This window comes from Rufibacter psychrotolerans, from assembly GCF_016924645.1.
Lineage (GTDB): Bacteria > Bacteroidota > Bacteroidia > Cytophagales > Hymenobacteraceae > Nibribacter > Nibribacter psychrotolerans.
The window spans coordinates 75,787-97,724 of record NZ_JAFFJV010000023.1; the positions used below are offsets into that span (position 1 = coordinate 75,787).

At 59.4% G+C, this 21,938-nt stretch carries 16 protein-coding genes; 8 read left to right on the forward strand and 8 right to left on the reverse strand.

Features of this window, described 5'->3' with window-relative positions:
* Positions 1–86 precede the first annotated feature (86 nt).
* The 3 genes from JT718_RS18900 (at position 87) to JT718_RS18910 (ending at position 4,455) form a co-directional block, all read left to right on the forward strand.
* Positions 87–1,718 (forward strand): sialate O-acetylesterase, encoded by a 1,632-nt coding sequence (locus tag JT718_RS18900; protein WP_205504357.1) that lies wholly within the window; start codon positions 87–89, stop codon positions 1,716–1,718.
* Between the two features lie 187 nt (positions 1,719–1,905).
* Positions 1,906–3,489, forward strand: coding sequence for an endo-1,4-beta-xylanase (locus tag JT718_RS18905; RefSeq protein ID WP_205504358.1), 1,584 nt, complete (start codon positions 1,906–1,908; stop codon positions 3,487–3,489).
* A 480-nt stretch (positions 3,490–3,969) separates the two neighbouring features.
* Positions 3,970–4,455: an ankyrin repeat domain-containing protein gene (locus JT718_RS18910; RefSeq protein ID WP_205504359.1), complete on the forward strand. Its 486-nt coding sequence runs from the start codon at positions 3,970–3,972 to the stop codon at positions 4,453–4,455.
* A gap of 528 nt (positions 4,456–4,983) precedes the next feature.
* On the opposite strand, the gene JT718_RS18915 is transcribed toward JT718_RS18910, so the two are convergent.
* The 7 genes from JT718_RS18915 to JT718_RS18945 form a co-directional block, all read right to left on the reverse strand.
* On the reverse strand, positions 4,984–5,592 hold the full coding sequence (locus tag JT718_RS18915; protein ID WP_205504360.1) for a hypothetical protein: 609 nt from the start codon (positions 5,590–5,592) through the stop codon (positions 4,984–4,986).
* A gap of 682 nt (positions 5,593–6,274) precedes the next feature.
* On the reverse strand, positions 6,275–7,609 hold the full coding sequence (locus JT718_RS18920) for an NAD(P)/FAD-dependent oxidoreductase (protein ID WP_205504361.1): 1,335 nt from the start codon (positions 7,607–7,609) through the stop codon (positions 6,275–6,277).
* Positions 7,610–7,710: 101 nt separating this feature from the next.
* Positions 7,711–8,322 (reverse strand): NAD(P)H:quinone oxidoreductase, encoded by a 612-nt coding sequence (gene wrbA / locus JT718_RS18925; protein WP_205504362.1) that lies wholly within the window; start codon positions 8,320–8,322, stop codon positions 7,711–7,713.
* Positions 8,323–8,539: 217 nt separating this feature from the next.
* Positions 8,540–9,448, reverse strand: a complete 909-nt coding sequence (locus tag JT718_RS18930) for a YihY/virulence factor BrkB family protein (RefSeq protein ID WP_205504363.1) — start codon at positions 9,446–9,448, stop codon at positions 8,540–8,542.
* A gap of 83 nt (positions 9,449–9,531) precedes the next feature.
* Positions 9,532–9,810 (reverse strand): hypothetical protein, encoded by a 279-nt coding sequence (locus JT718_RS18935; protein WP_205504364.1) that lies wholly within the window; start codon positions 9,808–9,810, stop codon positions 9,532–9,534.
* A gap of 255 nt (positions 9,811–10,065) precedes the next feature.
* Positions 10,066–10,476, reverse strand: a complete 411-nt coding sequence (locus JT718_RS18940; protein WP_205504365.1) for an SPW repeat domain-containing protein — start codon at positions 10,474–10,476, stop codon at positions 10,066–10,068.
* A 321-nt stretch (positions 10,477–10,797) separates the two neighbouring features.
* A complete protein-coding gene (locus JT718_RS18945; RefSeq protein WP_205504366.1) occupies positions 10,798–11,010 on the reverse strand; it encodes a hypothetical protein in 213 nt (70 codons plus the stop codon).
* A gap of 430 nt (positions 11,011–11,440) precedes the next feature.
* Here JT718_RS18945 and JT718_RS18950 point away from each other — a divergent pair, with 430 nt between their 5' ends.
* The 3 genes from JT718_RS18950 (at position 11,441) to JT718_RS18960 (ending at position 18,214) form a co-directional block, all read left to right on the forward strand.
* The gene (locus JT718_RS18950) at positions 11,441–15,943 is read left to right on the forward strand and encodes a DUF7619 domain-containing protein (protein ID WP_205504367.1); all 4,503 of its coding nucleotides are present in this window, start codon (positions 11,441–11,443) and stop codon (positions 15,941–15,943) included.
* A gap of 231 nt (positions 15,944–16,174) precedes the next feature.
* A complete protein-coding gene (locus tag JT718_RS18955; RefSeq protein ID WP_205504368.1) occupies positions 16,175–17,170 on the forward strand; it encodes a YhdH/YhfP family quinone oxidoreductase in 996 nt (331 codons plus the stop codon).
* Between the two features lie 117 nt (positions 17,171–17,287).
* Positions 17,288–18,214, forward strand: coding sequence for an alpha/beta hydrolase (locus tag JT718_RS18960; RefSeq protein ID WP_205504369.1), 927 nt, complete (start codon positions 17,288–17,290; stop codon positions 18,212–18,214).
* Between the two features lie 724 nt (positions 18,215–18,938).
* On the opposite strand, the gene JT718_RS18965 is transcribed toward JT718_RS18960, so the two are convergent.
* The gene (locus JT718_RS18965; protein WP_374729175.1) at positions 18,939–20,075 is read right to left on the reverse strand and encodes a glycoside hydrolase family 26 protein; all 1,137 of its coding nucleotides are present in this window, start codon (positions 20,073–20,075) and stop codon (positions 18,939–18,941) included.
* A 364-nt stretch (positions 20,076–20,439) separates the two neighbouring features.
* Here JT718_RS18965 and JT718_RS18970 point away from each other — a divergent pair, with 364 nt between their 5' ends.
* The gene (locus JT718_RS18970) at positions 20,440–20,889 is read left to right on the forward strand and encodes a hypothetical protein (RefSeq protein ID WP_205504371.1); all 450 of its coding nucleotides are present in this window, start codon (positions 20,440–20,442) and stop codon (positions 20,887–20,889) included.
* 58 nt (positions 20,890–20,947) lie between these two features.
* Positions 20,948–21,766: a 3'(2'),5'-bisphosphate nucleotidase CysQ gene (gene cysQ, locus JT718_RS18975; RefSeq protein WP_317195531.1), complete on the forward strand. Its 819-nt coding sequence runs from the start codon at positions 20,948–20,950 to the stop codon at positions 21,764–21,766.
* Positions 21,767–21,938 lie beyond the last annotated feature (172 nt).

Sequence of the window (21,938 nt, forward strand, 5' to 3'; positions counted from 1 at the left end):
CTCCCCAGCTAAAGTAGGCTTCCTAAACTCTACTACCAGCTTCCATCTCTTGGTTTTCAAATTTTTCACCTTAAACCCAACCCTATATGAAGAGAATTTTATCTGCGTTTTTAGCGTTTATTCTGGCATTCCTGTTGGGCGCGCCGGCCGCCTGGGCCGCCTTGAGCCTATCGCCCATCTTCGGTTCAGACATGGTGCTGCAGCGGGGTACCGCGGTTCCGGTGTTTGGCACGGCCACCGCGGGAGCCACCGTTAGCGTGCAGTTCCTGGGGCAGAACAAGTCTGGCGTGGCCGATGCCGGCGGCAAGTGGCGGATTGACCTGGCCAGCATGTCGGCCAGCGCGGCCCCCAGTTCCATGACCATCACCTCTGGAAGTGAAACGGTGACCCTGACCGGGGTACAGGTGGGCGAAGTGTGGCTGTGCAGTGGTCAGTCTAACATGGGCTGGTCCCTGTCCAATGCCAACAACAGCGCCGCCACCATTGCCGATGCGGGCAACCACAACATCCGCCTGTTCCGCATGACGGCGGGCAACGGGCCCGCCACCACCACCTGGAAAGTGTCCAACTCCAGCACGGTGGCCAATTTTTCGGCAGTAGGGTACTGGATGGGACTGGAACTCTCCCAATGGATGGGGAACGTGCCCATTGGTTTGATTCAGGCCACCCACGACGGAACCGCCATTGACCAGTGGCAACACACCAGCGGCGGAGTGGGCACCGACTATGACGCCATGGTGAAGGCCATTCAGCCGTTTGCCGTGAAGGGAGTGGCGTGGTACCAGGGCGAAAGCAACGGCGGCGACACCGGGTATAGAGCCAAACTGACCAACCTGGTGCGGGAGTGGCGGGCCGACTGGGGCCAGGCCAACCTTCCGTTCGGCATCATTCAGCTGGCGTACCGCTCCGGCTGGAATGCCGCCCGCAATGCCCAACTGGAGGTCGCCGACTCTGAGCCAAACTGTTTTCTGGTGGTCATCAGAGACCTGCCGGGAGGCTCCCTGCACCCCACTGAAAAGAAGCCGGTGGGCATCAGAACTGCCATTGGGGCCCGGGGCCTGGTGTACGGCGACAACATCCCGTACTCGGCTCCCGTGCGCGACATTCCTACTTCCTACGTGTCGGGGAATAAGGTCATCCTGCACTGGAAACACCTGGGCAACGGCCTCTTCACCGACAATGGGCTGGCGCCCGGCGAGTTTAAAGTAGCCGACGCCAATGGCCGGTTCCAGACGGCCACGGCGGTCATTGTGGGCAACACGGTAGAGGTATCCAACCCCAAAGTAGCCAAACCCGCCATGGTACAGTACTCCTACAGCAGCGTGGGGAACCTGTACAGCCGCGTGAGCATCCCCACTGAGGGCGGCAACGTCATTGTAAACCGGCTGAAGGTATCTGAGTTCCAGATCAGCGTGGCGCCGCTGGCGGCGGCCACTTCCTCCCCGGCTTCTGCCGCTACCGAGCTGGCTTCTTCCCGTCCGGCCGTTTTCCCTAACCCCGCCGCCAACGGGCAGTTCAGCATCCGCCTGGGCGATCAGGAAACCTCGGGTAACTTGTCTGTTCAGGTAGTGGATCTGCTGGGAAGAACCGTGTACCGGCAAGAGGTGAAAGCCGCCACCGAGATTCAGGTAAACAGCCACCTGAGACCGGGCAACTACCTGCTGCAGGTGAGAGACCATGCCAAGGTGCTGACCAACCAACAGCTGGTCATTCAATAAAGCTGACGTGCCCGGTCAAAGCAGGAAGCTACCCGGGAGCCCTGGTAGCTTCCTGCTTTCCTTTGATTGTAAGTTTCTCTGGTTCAGCCCTAAAAATTTACGCTAACGTTGGCATTTTGGTAGCCAAGCTATAGTCCTTTTGAGTATATTCAGGCTAAAACCAGCTCTTAAACTTCAGCCTTTTTCCATGACAAAACCTTTACTCTCTCTTTTGCTGTTGGTGCTTACCCTACTGTCGTTTCAGGCGCAGGGGCAGAACAACACCCCGCCTTCGTGCGTGATCACGGCGCCGCACAACAACGCCTACTTCCAGGCCGGCAAGGCTATGACCATTCAGGTGTACGCCGCAGACATCGGGGGCAGCTTCGCCGACGGCACCGTGACCAAGGTGGAGTTCTTTAACGGGCCCGCCAAACTCGGCGAAGCCACTACCGGCACCAACCACACCTTCTCGTTTGTGTGGGCCCCGCTGAGCGAGGGCACCTACACCCTTACCGCCAAGGCCACCGACAACCAGAATACGGTGAGCACCTCGGCGGGAGTGATGGTCACCGTGGGCAGCGCACCGGCCACCAGCCACGGCCTCAGTGCCTGCAAGGGCAAGTACCTGGGCAACATCATTGCCGGCAACGTGCCCACCAACTACCTGCCGCTCTGGAACGGGGTAACCGCCGAGAACAACACCAAGTGGGGCGTGGTGGAAGCTACCCGCGACGTGATGAACTGGAACGGGGCCAACCTGGCCTACAACCACGCCAAGAACAACCACCTCATGTTCCGGTACCATGCCTTTGCCTGGGGCAGCCAGTTCCCCGGTTGGGCCATCAACAGCCGCAATACCCTGCTCCTCACTCCCGCCGAGTTCCAGGAAGAGATGGAGGAGTACATTGCCGCGGTGGCCGCCCAGTACCCCACCGGCATTGACCAGATTGATGTGCTGAACGAAAACCTGCGGACCCACGCCCCGGCCACGCAGGCGTTCAAGACCGGCCTGGGCGGCGCGGGCGCCACCGGCCACGACTGGATCATCTGGTTGTTCACCAAAGCCCGCCAGTACTTCCCCAACTCCAAACTGATCCTGAACGACTACGGCCTGGAGAACGACCAGCCGGCCATCAATGAGCAGCTGCAGATTATTAAGCTCCTGCGGGACCGCAACCTCATTGACGGCTTTGGCACCCAAGCGCACGAGTTCAACATTAACACACTCACGGCCACCCAGCTGAAAAACGCCCTTGACCTGATGGACAACGCCGGGGTGCCCATCTACGTCACCGAACTGGACATTTCCGGCGACGACAACCTCCAGAAAACCCGGTATGAGACCCTGTTCCCGGTGTACTGGCAGCACCCGGCCGTGGCGGGCATCACCCTCTGGGGGTATGAGTCGGGTAGAACCTGGAAAGCCAACACAAACCTGCTCACCTCCGGCGGCTTTGACCGTCCGGCCATGACCTGGCTGCGGCAGTACCTGGCCGGCCGGCCCGATGTTGGCTTTCCGTTCTGCACCCAGGAGTCTACCGTAACAGGAATAGACGATGAGGTAAACGCGGTATCGGCCTCGGTGTATCCCAACCCTGCGCACCAGGAATTTACCTTTAAACTAGCGGGCCGCTTCAGCTACCAGGTGTACAGCAGCACCGGCGCCCTGGTGGAAGCCGGCACCGCCACCGACCAGGCCAAGCTGGGCCAGGCCCTGGGCAAGGGAATCTACGTGCTTAAGGTGAGCCAGCGCGAGACGGTGAAAACGTTCCGGCTTGTCAAACAATAACCCTAGCCCCGTAACCCGAACAGGCACCTTTTCCCTTTCCTAAAACAAGACTCCCCGGCAGACCTGCCGGGGAGTCTTGTTTTTGAGCTATCTTTCGCCAAATGGCCCCAAAACAGAATCTATCATTTCCTGGCTCATCACCTGTTCCTCTGATGGTAGCTTGCTGGCTTGGTCTTGCGCATTCTCCCACCGGCTCGGCCCCAAACCTGGCCAAACAGGAAAGCGCACTGGAATAATACTATTTTAAACAGGGTTTATACGCCCCTTGAAAGCGGCCGCGTATAGGGGTTAATTCTGCTAAAACAGGCAAAAAACAGGATAGGGCTGCACTTCTTCGGGCGCAGGAAGACAAGGGCAAGAAACCTCAAAATTTTTCTATCTCATTCTCAGGCACATCTACTTTGTTGCGCTAAAAACATAGCCGTTTCTGTATATTAATCGTATACAGCAGCATACGTGCATCTTATAACATCTTTCCCCATGAATTTCACATCCAGCAGAGTTGAAGACATCTTGTTTGATGCCGCGCGCAAAGGCGACGTGGTGACCATCCAAGAAATGATCGCCGAGGGCGCCGACATCAACGCGCAGAACGGTCGTGGTTTTACTCCCCTGATCCTGGCCTCCTATGAGGGCCATTATGAAGCCACCAAAGCGCTTCTAGACGCTGGGGCCGACGTAAACATGCAGGACTACAGCGGTAACACGGCCCTGATGGGACTTTGCTTCAAAGGCTACGCCGATATTGCCGAACTGCTGATTGAGCGCGGCGCCGACCTCAACCTCCAGAACAACAGCGGCGGCACCGCCCTCATGTTTGCCACCATGTTTGGCCGCCACGAACTGGTGAAACTGGTGGCCGCACACGGGGCCGACCAGCACATCAGGGACAGCCGCGGCCTCACCGCCCTGGAGATGGCCGAGAAGATTGGCAATGAGGAAGCCCTCAAAGTGCTCCATTACTAAGCCGGCAACAGCCGGTTCTGTGCCTGCGCTTTGCCCCGGTGCACCTCTGTAGCAGGTTTTCCTGGTCAGGAACCCAACCTTACCGCCCCTGCCGAAAAGGAGTTGTTTTCCCCAAAACAGCCCCTTTTCGGCAGGGGCGTTTTTGGGATGATCTTTTCCTGGGGAAACAAAGCACGGGCAGTGGAACAGCGGTGTTTTCCATATCAGGAACATCTCCAAACGCTCACATAAAACGCCTGTTTTGGCCCCGTTTTGTCTGAAACGGGGCCAAAACAGGCGTTTCCATCATAGGGCTGTGAAGCGAAGCACACCGGTTAGCGCCCCAACTGCCCCAGCTGTGTTTGAGACACATCTGAGGGCAGGCTCCTTACCGGAAAAAATGAACTGCGGAGGCGAGGGACTTAAACGGTAGCTTTCCTGCACAGGTCCTGCTTCCAGAGCATCACAAACCAGTTCATTGCGCAACATCAACTTACGGGACTACGCCCGTGTCGCGGCCCTACGCAGCGTTATCCCCCGCCCTGGGGCTCAAGGCTCACGGTTCGCCCGGGAGGGCAGGTAAATCTGCAGCCCCAGCCCCAGTGACAAGCCGGTACTCCCCGAGGTGCCCGATCCCACGTCAATGTTGGCGTGGCTGCGCACCAGGTTAAGGGTCCCCTCCAGTGAGACGTTGGTGGCCACAAAGTGGGCGTACCCGGCCCTTACCCCATACACCGTAGAAAAGAACCGGTCGCCCTCAACGTCTTCCAGGTTGCTGCCGGCAAACCCCACCAGGGCCTCCCCGAACCAGCGGTGCGTGGGGGCGGCTCCCTCAGGGAAATAGTACCGGATGAAAGGTGTTAAGCCGTAACTCACAAACTCGCCGCCGTCAAAGATCTCGGCCGCCAGCTGTACCTGGGTACCTATGGCCGCGTTGTCGCTGATGAAAAAGCCCGCCCTAGGTTCCAGCTCAAAGCTGAAGGTCTCAGACTTGAAGTTGTGCCCGATTGATCCAATACCGGCCCCAATGAGCCAGTTCCCCTTCCTGACGGAAGAATTCGCCACCGGCGCGGTACTTTGCGGCCGGGAAATGGTCTGGCCCATGGTCTCTACCACCACCGCCACTACCAATACAAGGGTGAGTACAGATTGTTTCATAATTTTGCCTTTAAATTGTACCATATTATTTGCAACGAGTTCATTTTCATTTAGTTGGTGGTTTCTTAAAATAGATTCAAAAAGAACCTATGTAAATAAAATTGTACCCTGCAAAGAACCAATTCCTGAAAAGACCACTGTTCAAACCTCCGGGAAGTCTGTGCCATGGCTTGCTCTACCTCTGAGGCAACTTTGGAGCAGAAACGACAACTCTATCCTTTGGCTCGGTTCTACCCGGTTCCCTCCAACTCCCTCGCTCGCCTCTGGCGAGTGTGAGCAATGGGGCGGCGTCTCGCCGCCGGGCAGGAATGCAGCAATGTTGATAAGCTTCTGCTACAAGGTGCATTATCTGTTTTAGAGCTATTTTTGCGAAATCAGGCCTAAAGCGCGTAGCCCCGCAACGCGGCCAGAGGCCGCCCGATAGCGCACACTCGCCGGAGGCGAGCGAGGAAAGAGAGGGAGGTTTTAAGTTTCACCGGGCGTTTGCAGCGGCATTCCAGTTGCCAGTTTCCACCGTTCATGACTAGGCAAAGGGGTAAGGCAGGACTAAGCGGCGGTAAGGCTATACCCGCAGGGCAACCATAAGTTGTAGAATAATCTACCTAAGCGTAGGCACCCTCCGCCGATTACTGGAGCCAAAAAGCGAGGCAGAGATAGGGTTGGTGAGGGGGCCGGTAAGGGGTCAGATGACGGTTTTGTGCGTGATGGTCTGGGTGATGGGAATGTTTTCCTGTTTCTTCCCGATGATGAGGCGGTTGCCGGAGTCATAGGTGAAGTAGTTCCAGAACCAGTTGGTCATGACCACCAGCCGGTTGCGGAAGCCCACAATGGAAACCAGGTGAATGAACATCCAGATGAGCCAGGCCACGAAGCCCTGCGCCTTGATCTCCCGGTTGAACAGTTTCAGGTCGGCAACGGCTTTGTTGCGGCCTATGGTGGCCATGGCGCCCTGGTCTTTGTACACGAAGGGCTGCATGGGCCGGCCGGCCAGGAACTGCACCAGGTTCTTGCCCAGGTGCCGCCCTTGCTGCAGGGCGGGCTGGGCCAGCATGGGGTGCCCCTGCGGGTAGGCGGGCGTCACCATGGCGGCCACATCGCCCAGGGCGAAGACGTTGTCATAGCCGGCCACCCGGTGGAACTCGTCTACCTGCAGGCGGTTGCCGCGCAGCAGGCTCTCGGGGCGGAGGCCTGGCACGGGGTTCCCGGTGACGCCCGCCGCCCAGATAAGGGTGCGCGTGATCAGGGTTTCGCCGGTGTCCAGGGTCACGGTGTAGCCGTCATATGATTTTACCCGGCGGTTGAGCATCACGTCTACGCCCATCTCCCGCAGAAACGCCAATGACTTTTCTGAGGCTTCCTTTGACATGCCCTTCAGCAGTTCTCCCCCACTCTGGATCAGGTGAATGTCCATGGACTTGAAATCCAGTTCGGGATAGTCTTTGGGGAACACGTGCCGCCGCAGTTCGCTCAGGGCGCCGGCCAGTTCCACGCCAGTGGCCCCGCCGCCCACTATCACGTAGTCCATGAGACTGTTGAGCTGCTCTTCATCGTCCAGTTGCAGAGCCTTCTCAAAATTGTCCAGGATGGTGTTGCGCAGGCTGAGGGCATCGTCAATGCTCTTCATGGCAATGGCGTTTTGGGCCATCTGCGCGTCACCGAAGTAGTTGGTGGTGGCGCCCGTGGCAATCACCAGAAAGTCATACCGAATGAGGCCAATGCTGGTTTCCACCAGTTGCCGGGCGGTGTCTACGCGCTGCACCTCGGCCATCCGGAAATAGAAGTTCTTCTGGCGTTCAAACACCTTCCGGAACGGGTGCACAATGGCATCGGCCTCTACCCCGGCAGTGGCCACCTGGTACATGAGCGGCTGAAAGGTGTGGTAGTTCTGCTTGTCAATAAGGATCACCTGCAGGTCTGCCTGGCTCAACGATTTCACCAGCTCCAGTCCGGCGAAGCCGCCTCCAATGATCACCACCTTGGGCTTGCCGGTAGAGGCAATGCGCGCGTATTGTCCCATGTCTGTGGGGTTATAGCCAGGAGTGGCCTTGGTAGACCACTCCTGATTAACATAAAATACAAACTAAGGACCTATTCAAGGAAACAGGTCCTTAGCGGGGTTTAGCCTTTAAGGCCTTGTTTTACCCAGGAGGCCACCATCACGGTGCGCTTGGCCTGGTGCACCACGGCTACCCGGGCATCTTCCTTCAGGCCATCGGGCCCGGCGGTGACGCTGGTGCCGTACGGGTTACCGCCCGCCCCGAAGATAACGGCATCGGTATAGCCCGGGGCGGCAATGATGGCTCCCCAGTGGAACATGGTGGTGTACAGGGCCAGCAGGGTAGCTTCCTGGCCGCCATGCGGGTTCTGGGCGCTGGTCATGGCGCTCACCACTTTGTTGGCCAGCTTGCCATGGAACCACAGTCCCCCGGTAGAGTCTATGAATTCTTTGAGTTGGGCGGGCACGTTGCCGTAGCGGGTGGGCATGCTGAAGATGATGGCATCGGCCCACTCCAGGTCGTCCAGGCTTACCTCGGGCACGCTCTGGGTATTGTCCAGGTGGGCTCTCCAGGCAGGGTTGGAGTCAATGGCCTGCGGCGGGGCCAGTTCTTTCACCTTCAGGATTTTCACCTCGGCCCCGGCCTGCTCGGCTCCTTCGGCGGCCCATTTAGACAATTGGTAGTTGGTGCCGGTCTGGCTGTAGTAGATGATGGCCAATTTTACTTTTTCCATAGCGTTTGGTATAGGATGAATGATAAGTTCAAGCGGCCCGGCAGCTAGGGCCACGGTCTGGCCTTTGCCTGGGGCAACGTACTCAAGGTTCTACGGGAGCAAGCCCCCACTGTTCACCAAGTAAGCAAGAAGCAGCCGCTGCCCCGGGTGGCCGGCTGCGGGGGAAGTGGTTTTGGGCCTGTTTTACACAAAACGGCCCTGAAACCGGGCGCAGGGCTCACCCCTCCTTTTCCACCTCATGCTGCTCCACTTTTACGGCGTGCTGGGCGGGTTCTACGGTGCGGTCATGTTCGCGGGAGTACACGTGCGTGAACTCGGCCCCCAGCAGAAACACCACCGAGGTGTAGTACACCCACACCAACAACAGCACCACCGATCCGGCCGCGCCGTACGTATCGCCCAGGGGTTCATACTGCAGGTAAATGTTGAGGATGTACTTGCCTATCACAAACAAGATGGCCGTGACCGTGGCGCCCACCCACACATGGGTCCACCGGATCCGGGCATCGGGCAGTACTTTGTAGATGGCCGCGAAGATGGCAATGCTGATGAGCACCGACACCAGCAGGTTGCCCAGGTTAATGAGGTACACGGCAATGTAGGAGAACCGCTGCCGCAGAAACTCGTTGAGGATGCTCAGCATGACTTCCACGGAGAGCGACACCAGGAGCAAGAAGCCCAGGCTCACCACCATGGCCAGGGAAAGCACCCGGCTCACCACCATGCTCAGCCAGGCTTTCTGGGGCTTGGCTTTCACGTCCCACATGGCGTTGAGGGCATCCTGCAGGGCCACAAACACGGTGGTGGCGGTAAACACCATGGTGCAGACGCCCACCACCGTGCCCAGCGTGCTGGCCGGCGACTGGCTGGCGTTCTGGATGATGCTCTGGATCTGCTGGGCGCTGTCTTGCCCCACCAACCCACTGATCTGTCGCACCACCTGCCCCTGCACCGCCTCCTCCCCGAAGGCCGTGCCGGCTATCCTGATCATGATGATCAGGACCGCGGGCAGCGAGAAAATGGTGTAAAATCCAATGATGGCGGCCGAGTCCAGGGGATTGTCCCGGGCGAACTCCTGAAAGGTGAGCTTGGTGAGTTTCCAGGCGTAGGCGAGTCGTGCGGTCATGGGCGATGCGCTTCTTACTGAGGGAGGAAACAGTGCTGGGCTGGGCGCCGGGCTCATGCAGTGCCCGGGCCGGCCTGGGAAGGTTAGCCGTTTCGCCGGGAGGCAGCTGTCTTGAGCACCCGCAGCTCATCTTCGGCGGCCTTGAGGCGGCTCTTGGCGGCCCGCTCCCTTTCCTTGGCGTACTCGGTATCTTTTTCGGCCTGGCTCAGTTCTGCGCGCAGGGCTTCTACCTTGCGCTGCTGGTCGGCCACCACCGGGTCACTGGAGTATCCTCCCCCCGAAAGCACCGAGCAGCCCATGACCAGCGGCAGGACCAACACCAGCACAGAAGCAGCTCTTTTGTTTAGCGAGAAAACGTTCATCTTCAAATAATGGTAGGTGAATTTATACTTACGGGCCGCAGGGAAAAAGGTGTAAACCCTTAGGCGGGGCAGCACCAGGGCACCCCGAAAGAGCCGCATCGCGCGCACCTGGCGCACCACTTGTAAACCTGGCTGGTTACCAGAAATCTTCCTGAGCCGGGTTCCCACATCGTGAAAAAAATGGCCCCGGTTTTCGGCCCTTTTCTTGGAAACGGGGCAAAAACCGGGGCCAGAGTCAGGTATCAGCGGCTGGCGTTACAGGGCCGGAAGGTTGTCTGCCTTGCGGCGCAGCCTTCTCACCTTAGCCGGGTCCATTTCCTCGGGGCGCGACAGCAACCCAACCAAAACTCCGGTGAGGCCCATGCCCACAAAGGCATTGCGGGCCTTGGTGTTCTGCGAGAAGCCAAACAGCCACGGGGCCGCCAGGGTAAAGGCGCTGGTGACAAAGTCCATGGTTAAGTGGGTTTTGTAGGGCATCACCTGCACGGCGCCCCACTCGGCTTTGGTGACCAGGGCTGAGGTAAGGGCCATGCCGCCGATGGCGCGGCACAGCGTGGTGGCGGTTTCTTCTTCGGTAAAACCAACGGTTTCCGGCGCCGAGGCAATGGCCGGGATATAGGCTGCTTCAAGAACGCCGTGAAGCGGCCGGGTAATGGGTTGCCACATAGTTTTATTGGTTAGGTGGATGAAACATGCAGACTGCCAAGCGCAGCCCTGCTTTCTTCCCACTCTGTACGAGGGCAGTACAGGTTTGTTCCTATCAGAACCCGGCAACAGACAATTCTTTTTGCTTCCACCCGTTTACCGCCTGCTTTTAGAAAATAGGCCCTAAAACCCAAAGCAGGCGTTTGATGCCCTGAAATGGCCGCCGGGTTAGGGTTCTTTTATAGGGATAGTCCAGGCAAACCTGCCGTGGAAAACAGGAACAGGCGCCACCGGAGCCCTAGCGTCCCCGCCCCCCGATCACAAACCAAATTAGGATAGCGATTAGCCCAGGCGGCTGGTCCGGGCGGCTTGGAGCTCCCGCCGGATGAGGATGGTGATGCGGTCGCTGAGTTTGTCGCTGATGCACTTCAACTCCTCCTGAGAATACTCATAAAAGTCCAGGCCATTGATGAACTCAACGGTTTCTGAACAAGCCGACAGGTCTGTCTTTTCTATGAGGTAGAGGACAGTTTCTAAGGGTATTTTTCTCTTCATACTTCTTCCGTTTCGCCACTTCCCGGGCAAACGTAATTTAAAGATTAAAATTCCAGCTCCACCAAAAAAGCAGTAAGGATCAGGCATTTACAGTATTTACCCCGTAAAACTTCGGTTTTCACGGAGGCTTCTTCGGGCTATCCTCCGCCCCGGCGAACGCCCAAGCGCTGTTATTAAAATGGGAAGCAGGCAGGAAATGAACGGCGCAGATTTCTGTTCCGATCCCTCAGGCTTTGGCGCAGCATGCAGCAGCCTGTCTCCGCTAAATGGGGCCTGTACGCTGTATTGTGGCCCTGTTCACGGCAGCCGCTGGCTTAAGTGGGTTAAATTCAGACACCTATATTGTGCTATTTAGATGTGAATTATTCCTAGTTTTACAGAGAATCCTTTACCCTTGACTATCGCCCCGGACCAATCGGCCTCCCTGCCTATGAAGAAAGTTGTACTCCCGCTTTTATGCTTCCTGTTTCTTTTGCTGCTGTGGGTGCCCGGCTATGGGCAGGCGCCCGCGTTTGAACTCCATAAGCGCGTTGGGGCCATCATAGGCATGCCCGATGACATTGCCATTGACTCCAAGGGCGATATCTACGTGACCGACTTCTACATCCGGAAGTTTAGCCAGGACGGCCAGGTGTACCATGACTTCAAGCCCGAGAACCTGGACCACAACCGGTACGGCGCCTTCCGGATTACCCTGGACCAGCATGATAACCTCTACGTGGTGAGTTACTCCAACTCCAAGATTGCCAAGTTCAGCAAAGAAGGAAAACTCCTGTTTGAGATTGGCTCGCAGGGCCAGCAGCCCGGCCAGTTTCTGTACCCCGAGGAGATTGCCGTGAACTCCCGGGGCGAGATCTACGTGGCCGACAAAGGCAACCGCCGCATCCAGAAGTTTAACCCCAACGGGACTTACCTGCAGAGCATCATCCTGAACACCGACGTCAACGCAGGCTCCTACACTGAAACGCCCAGCAGCCTGGACGTGGACGCCCAGGACAACCTGTACGCGCTGGACGCACCCAACGGCAAAATCATCAAATACACGCCCACCGGCGAAAAGCTGCTGGAATTTGGCAACAGCGCCGCAGACCCAGCCAAACTCTACGCGCCGGCCAAGCTGGCCATTGACAAGAAAACCGGCCAGGTCTACATCACTGACCTAAAGATGGGAGGCTCTAACTCGGGGGGATTCTTTGTCTACAGCACCCTTGGCGTGTTTGAGCGCCAGGTGCAGCACACCACCGGCGACGGCCGCCTGTGGGGCACCCAGCAGAGTATTGCCATTGCCCCAGACGGGAAGGTGTTCATTGCCGACCGGCGCCACCAGGGCGACAGCCAGGTGCTCATGTTTGACAAGCAGGGCAACGTGCTGAAGAAGCTGGGGTACCACTATTTCCCCAATGAACTCACCATGGACGAGGCGGGCAATGTGTTCCTGCTGGAGTCCAGCGGCGAGGTGGTCAAATTCAATCCGCAGGGGGTGGAAGTGATGCGGTTTGGGTCGGTGAACCTGGTGGGCTATGCCAAGGGCATCGCGGTAGACCTGCAGGGCTACATCTACATCCTCACCAGCGGAGGTTTCTTCAACACGGCCTCGGCCATCACGAAATACAGCAAAGACGGCACCTTCATAAGGCAGTTCACCGACTTCGGCCCCGAGGCCAACACCAACCTCTATTCAGACCTGGCCGTGGACGCCATCGGGAACCTGTACGTGACCGATCACTACGGCGGGGCGGTGCGCAAGATTGCCCCCTCGGGCAAATACCTCATGTCCATCGGGCATTGGGGCGGCAACCCCGGGCAACTCTGGATTCCCAGGGCGGTGGCCGTAGACATGCGGGGCGTGGTGCACGTGCTGGACTACAACGGCGGCCGGGTGCAGCAGTTCAGCCCCGAGGGCAAGTTTATCCGGCAGTTTGGCCATTACAGCGCCGACTACATCACCTGGGACGTGGACTCAGACATGGCCCTGGATGGCCGGGGCAACGTGTACGTGGTCTCTAACCTGTACCCCCGCCGCTTCTGGATCGCCGACGCCAAAGGCAACCTGCTGCACGAGGAGCTTGACCGTTCTTTCACCTACCTGGCCGTAAACCAGCGCGCCACGCGCCTTGTCACCAACGAAGACGCCGGGGCGTACTCCCTGTTCCTCTCCAAAGATTATAAGGAGCCGCAGAGCCTCATCACGGGGTTTGCCTATGATGACGCCAACCGCAGCTGCACCCCAGACCAGGGCGAGCGGCCCGTGCCTGGCATGGTAATAGAAGTGACCCCCGGCCCGTATTTCGGCGTGACCCAGGAGGACGGAAGCTACGCCGTTGCCGTGGACCCCGGCGAATACACCGTCAGGACCATTCCGCCGGCCCACGCGGGCAGAACCATCACGCCCCTGTGCCCCGCCCCTTCCCAGGGCCACCCCGTGAAAGTAGCCGCAGCGGGCCAGACGGTGCAGAACATCAACTTCGCCAATGCGGTCTTTGACAGCCCGTACCTCAACGTGCACCTCTCGTCTAACCGCCGCCGCCGGTGCTTCCAGAACGTGACCACCGTCTCCTATTCCAACACCGGCTTTGCCCCGGCCCCCAATGCCAGGGTAACCGTGCAGCTGCCGGAGTTTGTGGCCCTGGTGAAGGCCAGCATGCCCTACACCGTAGACCCAAGCGGCAATCTGGTGTTTGAGGTAGGCGACCTGAAACCCAACCAGGGAGGCTCCATCACCCTCACCGATTCCGTTTCCTGCGCAGATTCCAACATCAGGGGCCTAACCGTGTGCACCAAGGCCTGGATCACCCCCGCCAACCCCCAACCAACCCCTGACGCCTGGAACCAGGCCCACATACTGGTAGCGGGCACCGCGCCCGGGCAGCACCAGGCCCGCTTCGTGATCAGCAACCAGGGCAAAGGGAACATGACCGACAGCCTGGCTTTCAGGGTATACCAGGACCAGGAGCTGGTGCTGCAGGACAAGTACAAACTGGCCGCCCAGGACAGCCTGGTGCTGCGGTTCTCCCCCACGGGAAGGGCCATCCGGGTGGAGGCCGACCAGCCCGGCGGGCACCCGGTGAAAACCCTGGCCGGGGCCAACCTGGAGATGCGGGGGGCCAACCCGCACGGGCTACCCTCCCCGGCCATGAACGCCTTCCCGCCCGATGACCCCGAGCCGGAAATCACCGAGGAGTGCCTGCCCATCATTGACTCCTTTGACCCCAACGACAAGCAGGTGCTGCCCGTGGGGCTCACCGCCGAGCATTACACCCCCACCAACACGCCCCTGCGCTACACCGTGCGGTTCCAGAACACCGGCACCGACGTGGCCTACCGCGTGGTGGTGGTGGACACCCTCTCCGCGGACCTGGACCTGAGCACGCTCCAGGTGGGGGCCGTTTCGCACCCCTACCGGATGGAAGTCAGCGGCAAGGGCAGGCCCGTGCTCACGTTCCACTTTGACCAGATCATGCTCCCCGACAGCGCCGCCGACCAGGCGGGCAGCAACGGCTTCCTCCAGTTCTCCATCCGGCCCAAGGCCCACCTGCCCGAGAAAACCCTGATTGAGAACTTCGCCGACATTTTCTTTGACTACAACGAGCCGGTGCGCACCAACACCACCCAGAACCGCCTCTATGACCTGCCGCCGGTGGTCAACCCGGCCAAACAACTCTCCACCGATGCAGTAGTGGCCTCTCCCGCCCTGCTGGGCTTCAGCCCCGCCCAGGGCCGCGCCGGGCAAGCTGTGGAGCTAACCGGTAAGAACTTCTCGGGGCAGGTTGCGGGCAACAAGGTCTACTTTGACGGGGTGGCGGCGCTGGTGCAGCGCGCCACCCCTACCGCCCTCACGGTGCTGGTGCCCGCCGGGGCGTTTACCGGCCAGATCAAGGTAGTGACGCCAGACGGCGCGGCCCAGAGCAGCACGGCATTTACCATCTTCCAGCCGCCTACCATTGCCTCGGTTTCGCCCGCTGAGGCGGTGCCCGGCACCCTGGTCACCCTCACCGGCACCCATTTCTCGCCCGTAGCCCAGCAGGACACGGTCACGTTCAACGGCGTACCGGCCCAGGTGGTGGAAGCTGCGGCTACCCGCCTGCGGGTACGGGTGCCCGATGGGGCCACTTTTGGGAAAATCAGGCTGAAAACGCTGGGCGGCGAAGCGGAGAGTCCGGCGCCGTTCATGGTCTGGTATGCCCCTACTATCGCGGGCTTTACCCCCTCCAAAGCGAAAACCGGCACCACCGTGGTCCTCACCGGCACTAACTTCGCGGAAGCGGCCCAGCGCAACCGGGTGCAGTTTGGCCCTGCCCTGGCTGAGGTGGAGCGGGCCACCCGCACCCAACTGCAGGTGCGGGTTCCGGCCGGGGCCACCAGCGGGAAGATCCTGGTGCAAACCCCGGGCGGCGAAGCCCTGACCCAGACTGAGTTCACCTTCGTGCCGGCCCCGGTTATCACCAGCTTCAGTCCGGCCAGCGGCCATGCCGGCACCCAGGTCACCATCACTGGCACCCACTTCGGGGCCGACGGGCAGGCCGATACGGTGTACTTCAACGGGCAGGCCGCGCCGGTACTGCAGGCCACTGCCACTACGCTGGTGGTGCGGGCGCCCAAGCACGTGACCACGGGCGCGCTCTCGGTGGCGGGGGCCGGCGGCAAAGCCGTTGCCCAGGAGTTTACGGTGCCCGCGCTGGCCCCCGCCGAAGCCATTGCCCTCTATCCTACGCCCACCCGCGGTGCCCTCACGGTAAACTGGTACAGGGCCGATTTCAAAGTGGAAAGGGTAAACGTCTACAACGCCATCGGGCAGGCGGTGCATGGCCAGGACCTCAGCGCCGCGGCTGAGGACGAGGTAAAGCTTTCGCTGGGGCAGTTTGGCCCTGGGGTGTACACCCTTCGGTTTCAGACCTCCGTTGGGTTAGTGGTGAAGCGGGTGGTGGTGCTGTAGCTTGCTCTGGTTAGCGCCTGCGTACTGCTGCCAGCTCCTCGGGGGAGCACGCAGGATACAACGCTAAGGGGAAATAGCCCGTACCCAAGTGTTTTGGGTTGGGCCGGAGAAGGCGCGCCTTGGGACCACCGCTCCGGCACTTTCTCCCCTGGCTCCGTTTGGGCCCTGATTTCCAAAAAAGGGCCTTAAAACAGAGCCAAGGGCCGGCCGAACCCCTTAGCCGAACAGACCATGGAAAAAGAATTTCAATGCCTGCTGGTGACCCAGACGGACACCGGCGAGTTCCACCAGGAAGTCACCCAGAAGCGTGTGCAGGACCTTCCGCCCGGCGAGGTCCTGATCAGGGTACAGTATTCGTCGCTCAACTACAAAGACGCCCTGTCGGCCACGGGCAACCGGGGCGTGACCCGGCAGTTCCCGCACACGCCTGGCATTGACGCGGCCGGGGTGGTGGAAAGCTCCACCTCGCCAGATTGGCAACCCGGCGACGAGGTGATTGTGACGGGCTTTGACCTGGGCATGAACACCAGCGGCGGGTTTGCGCAGTACATACGGGTACCGGCCAACTGGGTGGTCAGGCTTCCGGCAGGGATGTCCTTGCGCGAGAGCATGGTCTACGGCACCGCCGGCTTTACCGCCGCCCTGAGCGTGGAAGCCTTGCTCCGGAACGGGGTGACGCCCCAGAAAGGCCCCATTGCGGTGACGGGGGCCACGGGCGGCGTGGGTTCTATTGCGGTGGCCCTGCTGCACCAGCTGGGCTATACCGTGCACGCTGTGAGCAGCAAGGCCTCGGCCCAGGACTTTTTGCACCAACTGGGGGCCACTGAAATCATTCTGCGCGCTGACCTGGAGGACCAGTCCGGCAAAGCCCTCCTGAAGCCCCGTTTTGCCGGGGCGGTGGACACCGTGGGCGGGCAGGTGCTGGCCACGCTCCTGAAGAGCGTGCACTACGGCGGCACCGTTACCTGCTGCGGCATGGTGAACGGCGCCGAGGTGCCCACCACCGTGTTCCCCTTCATCCTGCGCGGCATCCAGCTGGCCGGCATTGACTCGGTGGAATATCCGGCGGAGCGGCGGCCTGCCGTTTGGCAACAGATGGCCCAGGGCTGGAAACCCCGCACCCTGGAAACGCTGGCGCATGAGATCACCCTGCAGGAGCTGCCCCAGGCCATTGCCACCATCCTGAAAGGCCAGATGCAGGGCCGGGCCCTGGTGCGGCTTCCGTAGCCATGGTTCAGTCCTTGCTTAACTGCCTGGGCGGAACCATGGTTAGTTTTGCGCGAAGTGCCTATCTTGGGCCAGCAACGGTGCTGCCCCAGCAGCTCCTCCACCCTGCCTGTGCTTATGAGAAAAACCCTTCTGCTGCTTGCCTTCTTACTGACCGGAATGCTGCCTGCCACTTTTGCCCAGAAATTCACCACCCTCACCTACTACCAGGATGACACCCTGAAACTGGAGTTGGACCTGTTTCTGCCCCAAAAACCCGGCAAGGAGAAACTGCCCCTGGTCTTGTTTGAGCACGGCGGGGGCTTTTCTGCCGGTGACCGGACCAGCGGACACAGCTTCTGCGCGTACCTGGCCCAACACGGCTACGCCGCCGCCACCCTCACCTACACCCTGTACATGAAAGGCCGAAACTACGGTTGTGACGGCAAGCTGCCCGAGAAAATCAGGGCGTTCCAGTACGCGGCCAACCAGTTCTGGCTGGCCACCGGGTTCTTCCTGCAGCACGCCCAAAAATACAACCTGGATGCTACCAAGATCTTCCTGGCGGGAAGCAGCGCCGGGGCCGAGGCCGCCCTGCACGCCGCCTTCTGGGATTACAAGCTGATGAACCTGTACCCCAACACCACGCTTCCGGCCAACTTCAGCTACAAAGGCCTTATCTCGGGGGCGGGCGCCCTCATGGACCTGAACCTGATCACGCCTGCCAACCAGCTGCCCGTCCTGCTGTTCCACGGTTCCACCGATACGGTGGTGCCCTATGCCACGGCCCCGCACCACAACTGCCCCACCAACGCCTCTAACTGGCTCCTGCTGGCGGGCTCTTACTCCATTTACCAGCACCTGGTCCAACTGAACGGGAGTACGCGGCTGGTCACTTACTGCGGCGGCGGCCACGAGTACAGCGCCGAACTCTTCCAGAAGAATCAGCAGGTCTTAGTGGACTTTCTGAACGATGTGCTGGCCGGCCGCAAATCCCAGGAACACACCATCGTGGCCACCGGCAAACCGGGCACCCGTCCCACTGCGTTTCCCTTCTGTGAGTAGGAAAGAGAAGGTACCAACCTCTTGTTGAGACTGCCAGTTGGAGGTGCAAGAACGTAGCGCCCACGGCTCTGGGAGTTGGTTCCTGTGGCTTTACCCCAGCGGATGCCTGGAACAGTTAGTTTAGCAACAAGCGTTTCGGGTCTGTTTTTGGAAAAACGGGTCCTAAACGCTATTTGCCTACTATTTAAATGCGGGAGGACTACTGGATTATTGACCAGTTGTTTTGTTCAGCCATTGGAAAGTACTTGGCCCTTGTGTTTCGTGTTGGTGGTTTCATCAATAAGGGTAGCGGAGCCGTCATTCAGCTTGTTGGTGATAAACAGAACAGGATGGCAGACTGTTAGAGTCCGAAACACCTGTTTCGGTTAGCCATGGGAAAGCACCTGGCCTTTCTGCTTCTTGCTGCGTGTTTTTACCGATGAGGAGAGCGCAGCCGTTCCTTGGCTTGTTGGTGATAACACCAACAAGGGTGGTGTGAGCAACGGAGATACCACAGGCTACGGCGGCACCCTATCGCGTGAACGAAGAAAACTGGGTAACGGAGACCATACAGGCAGCGGTTGCATTCTGCCGCGTGAAAAAACCCACAAGAGTGGCGAGGGTAGTGGGAAGCTGGTGGATAGTTTAAAACGGAGAAAGCGTTTAGGGCCGGTTTTTTGGGAAACAGGCCCCAAACACTTTCTCTGACTATTTCCTTTTTGCGGGGCAGCTCTCCTCGGCTGGGTTAAAAGATACCCAGGAACCGCTTGCGGCGGTAAATGTTTTTCAGGTCTTTTTCAAACAGAGTGTACGGGTCCTGGTAGAATTTCAGGAAGTTGGGCACGCTTACCTGGCCCGGGAACGGGGCGTAGTAGTGGGTGAGGCTGCGGGTATCGTTTCGCCAGACCAGCACGTAGGCCAGGCGCAGGGGGTGCTTTTTGAGGGTGGCCAGCAGGGTGTTGGTCCACCAGGTAGTGTCTGGGATAGACTCCAGGCCGGTTTCAGTGAAGGCGGCCAGTTTGTTGGCTTTCTGGGCGTAATCAGACACAATCTTGAGCTTCTGCGCGGCCACGTCCACGGCGTAACGGTCGCGGCCCATGTCGCCGTAGTTGTCCATGCCCACCATGTCTACCCATTCATCGCCGGGGTAACGCTCCAGAAACTCGGCTTCGGTGCTGAACTTGTTGTCCGGCGAAAACGCGTAGAGAAAGTTGTGCACCCCCAGGCTGTCTCTCAGGTACGAGACGGTAAAGCGCCAGAGCGCAATGAACTCGTCGCGGCTGGCGTGCGGCTTGCCCCACCAGAACCATTCGCCGTCAAACTCATGGAACGGCCGGAAAATCACCGGGGCCAGGGTACCGTCGGCGCCCCGCACGCTGTGCGCCCACTGGCCAATGCCGCGCAGGATTTCTTTGTACTGCCCGTGGGCCTCGCCACCCGGAATGATGTACCGCACCGCCGGCAACGACAGGGAGTCTACCCAGTAAAAGCCACCCTTGGCCACCGGATTAGAGAAGTGCCAGGCCATAGTGGTCACCCCGCCGCGGTTGTAGGTATCCACCACGTTCTGCCGCACCGCCTCCTTTGCTTGCTGGATGGCCTGTGGAGAGCGTCCCGAAAACCCGCTGAAGTCTACCCCAATCACCGCCGGATGCGAGCCCGTCACCGACTTCACGTCGGACCGGTCTTTGTCGCCGGACCACCCGTGGCCGTATTCGGTGGCGTGCTGGTGCCCGAAGAGCGTGTGCTTCCTGGAAAAATTCTTCAGGTTCTGGTACAGGGCCTTGGTCTGGGGAGTGGCATGGCGGTCAATAGGTCTGCTGCCGGCGCAGCCCACCAGAAAGAGGGCCCCCATCAGCAGAAAAACAGAGAGTCTGGTCATCATCGGCTTGGAAAGATAAAAAGCAAGATACCGTTTAGGGCCTGTTTTTCAAAAAACACGCCCTAAACCCGCCCTGGCCAGCTAGGGGAACCGGCCGGTGAGAAAAGCAATCAACCTAAATTCGTTCTGAACGGGTTGTCCTCTTCCGCTGGAGGCGGTTTCCTGCAGAAGCACCAGATTGCTATTTGGCAGAAAACCGGCCGCTACAGGCGCCTGGTAAACATAAGTTTGTAGCTTTGATGAAAATTCTCATAAATACCCGCTTTCCGGCTGAAATAATTTAAAAGCTTTTCTATATTGCTTTCACAGACGGCAACAATGTCATTTTGGCTTTTAAGGGATTTACCAAAGAGACATCGGTTCCATGCACATTGACCTACAAGTAAAACTCGTGTACCAGGACGACTACCTGAAAGTAGAGGTGGACGAGAACGTGAAGTTTATTTACCTGGAATGGTTCAGCCCTCCGGCAACGCCCCAGTTCAGGGAGGCTTTCCAGGCGGCCGCCCGCCTTGCCCTGGACCTGAAGATTGAGTACTGGCTCAGTGACGCCCGCGTGATTCCGTACCTGGATTTTGCCGAACAGAACTGGGTGCTCAGGGAAATGACGCCGCTCCTGATGGCCTCGCCGCTCAGGAAGTACGCCCGGCTCTCCACCAAGGAAAGCATTGGCCTGCTGGATTTCCACCGCATTTACAGCGCCCTGTCCAGCAGCCCAGACCTGGAAGCCAGAACCCAGTTTGAGGCCTTCACCGACAAGGACTCGGCCCTGGAGTGGCTGTTCGCCGACTACAAGGAAGAACAGGCCCCCTGAAGTCTGGTCCACCGCCCCACCTAACGGGAGGCCAGACTCCGCTTTCTGACCAGTTGAAGTGCTTCGCCCTGAACACCTGAACACCATGCTGCCGCCACCCTCTTCCCTGCCAGCCCTGCTGGAAACAGCCAAAGCCGCCGCCCTGGAGGCCGGAAGCGCCATTCTGGAGATTTATGAAAGCCAGGAGTTTGGGGTTGTCTCCAAAGCAGACCAGTCGCCGCTCACCCGCGCCGACCAGGCAGCTCACGCTGTGATAGCCCGGCACCTGGCCACCACCGGCTTGCCCCTGCTCTCAGAAGAAGGCGCCCAGATCCCCTACCCCGAGCGCGCCTCCTGGGCCTGGTACTGGCTGGTAGACCCGCTGGACGGCACCAAGGAGTTCATCAAGAAGAACGGCGAGTTCACGGTAAACCTGGCCCTTATGCACCAGTGCCAACCCGTGGCCGGGGTGATTTACGCGCCCTGCCTGGGCAGCCTGTACTGGGGCTCCCGCCAGACCGGGGTCTACAAGGAACTGGCAGGCACCGTAACCCCACTGCAGGCTTTACCCGCCAAACGCCACCTGCCAACGTTGCGGCAGCAGACCGGCGTCAGGATTATCGCCTCGCGGACGCACCTCACCCCGGAGACCGAGGCCTTCATCGGGCAATTCCCGGAGGCGCAGCGTACCTCCATGGGCAGCTCCTTGAAGTTCATGCTCCTGGCCGAGCAAAAAGCCAGCCTTTACCCCCGGTTTGCGCCCACCATGGAATGGGACACCGCCGCGGCCCACGCCCTGCTCAACGCCCTGAACCAGGGCATCTACCACCCCCACCTTGCCGCCGAACTCACCTACAACAAACCAGACCTCCTCAACCCCTCGTTTATCGCCCTGTAGGCCTGGATACCAGCCGTCTGTTTTAGGACTCTTTCCGGAAAAACAGCCCTAAAACAGGGGTGAAACGCCGGATGGCACCATCGCAAAACCTTAGGCAGTACGCTACCAATAAAAGCGCCATCCGGTGCGGGTTCATTGGCGATGGGACAACCGTAAAAGCCCCATTTATAAG

Coding starts and splice junctions, on each gene's coding strand:
- JT718_RS18900 (WP_205504357.1), top strand. CDS start 87: ATGAAGAGAATTTTATCTGCGTTTTTAGCGTTTATTCTGGCATTCCTG.
- JT718_RS18905 (WP_205504358.1), top strand. CDS start 1,906: ATGACAAAACCTTTACTCTCTCTTTTGCTGTTGGTGCTTACCCTACTG.
- JT718_RS18910 (WP_205504359.1), top strand. CDS start 3,970: ATGAATTTCACATCCAGCAGAGTTGAAGACATCTTGTTTGATGCCGCG.
- JT718_RS18915 (WP_205504360.1), bottom strand. CDS start 5,592: ATGAAACAATCTGTACTCACCCTTGTATTGGTAGTGGCGGTGGTGGTA.
- JT718_RS18920 (WP_205504361.1), bottom strand. CDS start 7,609: ATGGGACAATACGCGCGCATTGCCTCTACCGGCAAGCCCAAGGTGGTG.
- wrbA (WP_205504362.1), bottom strand. CDS start 8,322: ATGGAAAAAGTAAAATTGGCCATCATCTACTACAGCCAGACCGGCACC.
- JT718_RS18930 (WP_205504363.1), bottom strand. CDS start 9,448: ATGACCGCACGACTCGCCTACGCCTGGAAACTCACCAAGCTCACCTTT.
- JT718_RS18935 (WP_205504364.1), bottom strand. CDS start 9,810: ATGAACGTTTTCTCGCTAAACAAAAGAGCTGCTTCTGTGCTGGTGTTG.
- JT718_RS18940 (WP_205504365.1), bottom strand. CDS start 10,476: ATGTGGCAACCCATTACCCGGCCGCTTCACGGCGTTCTTGAAGCAGCC.
- JT718_RS18945 (WP_205504366.1), bottom strand. CDS start 11,010: ATGAAGAGAAAAATACCCTTAGAAACTGTCCTCTACCTCATAGAAAAG.
- JT718_RS18950 (WP_205504367.1), top strand. CDS start 11,441: ATGAAGAAAGTTGTACTCCCGCTTTTATGCTTCCTGTTTCTTTTGCTG.
- JT718_RS18955 (WP_205504368.1), top strand. CDS start 16,175: ATGGAAAAAGAATTTCAATGCCTGCTGGTGACCCAGACGGACACCGGC.
- JT718_RS18960 (WP_205504369.1), top strand. CDS start 17,288: ATGAGAAAAACCCTTCTGCTGCTTGCCTTCTTACTGACCGGAATGCTG.
- JT718_RS18965 (WP_374729175.1), bottom strand. CDS start 20,075: ATGACCAGACTCTCTGTTTTTCTGCTGATGGGGGCCCTCTTTCTGGTG.
- JT718_RS18970 (WP_205504371.1), top strand. CDS start 20,440: ATGCACATTGACCTACAAGTAAAACTCGTGTACCAGGACGACTACCTG.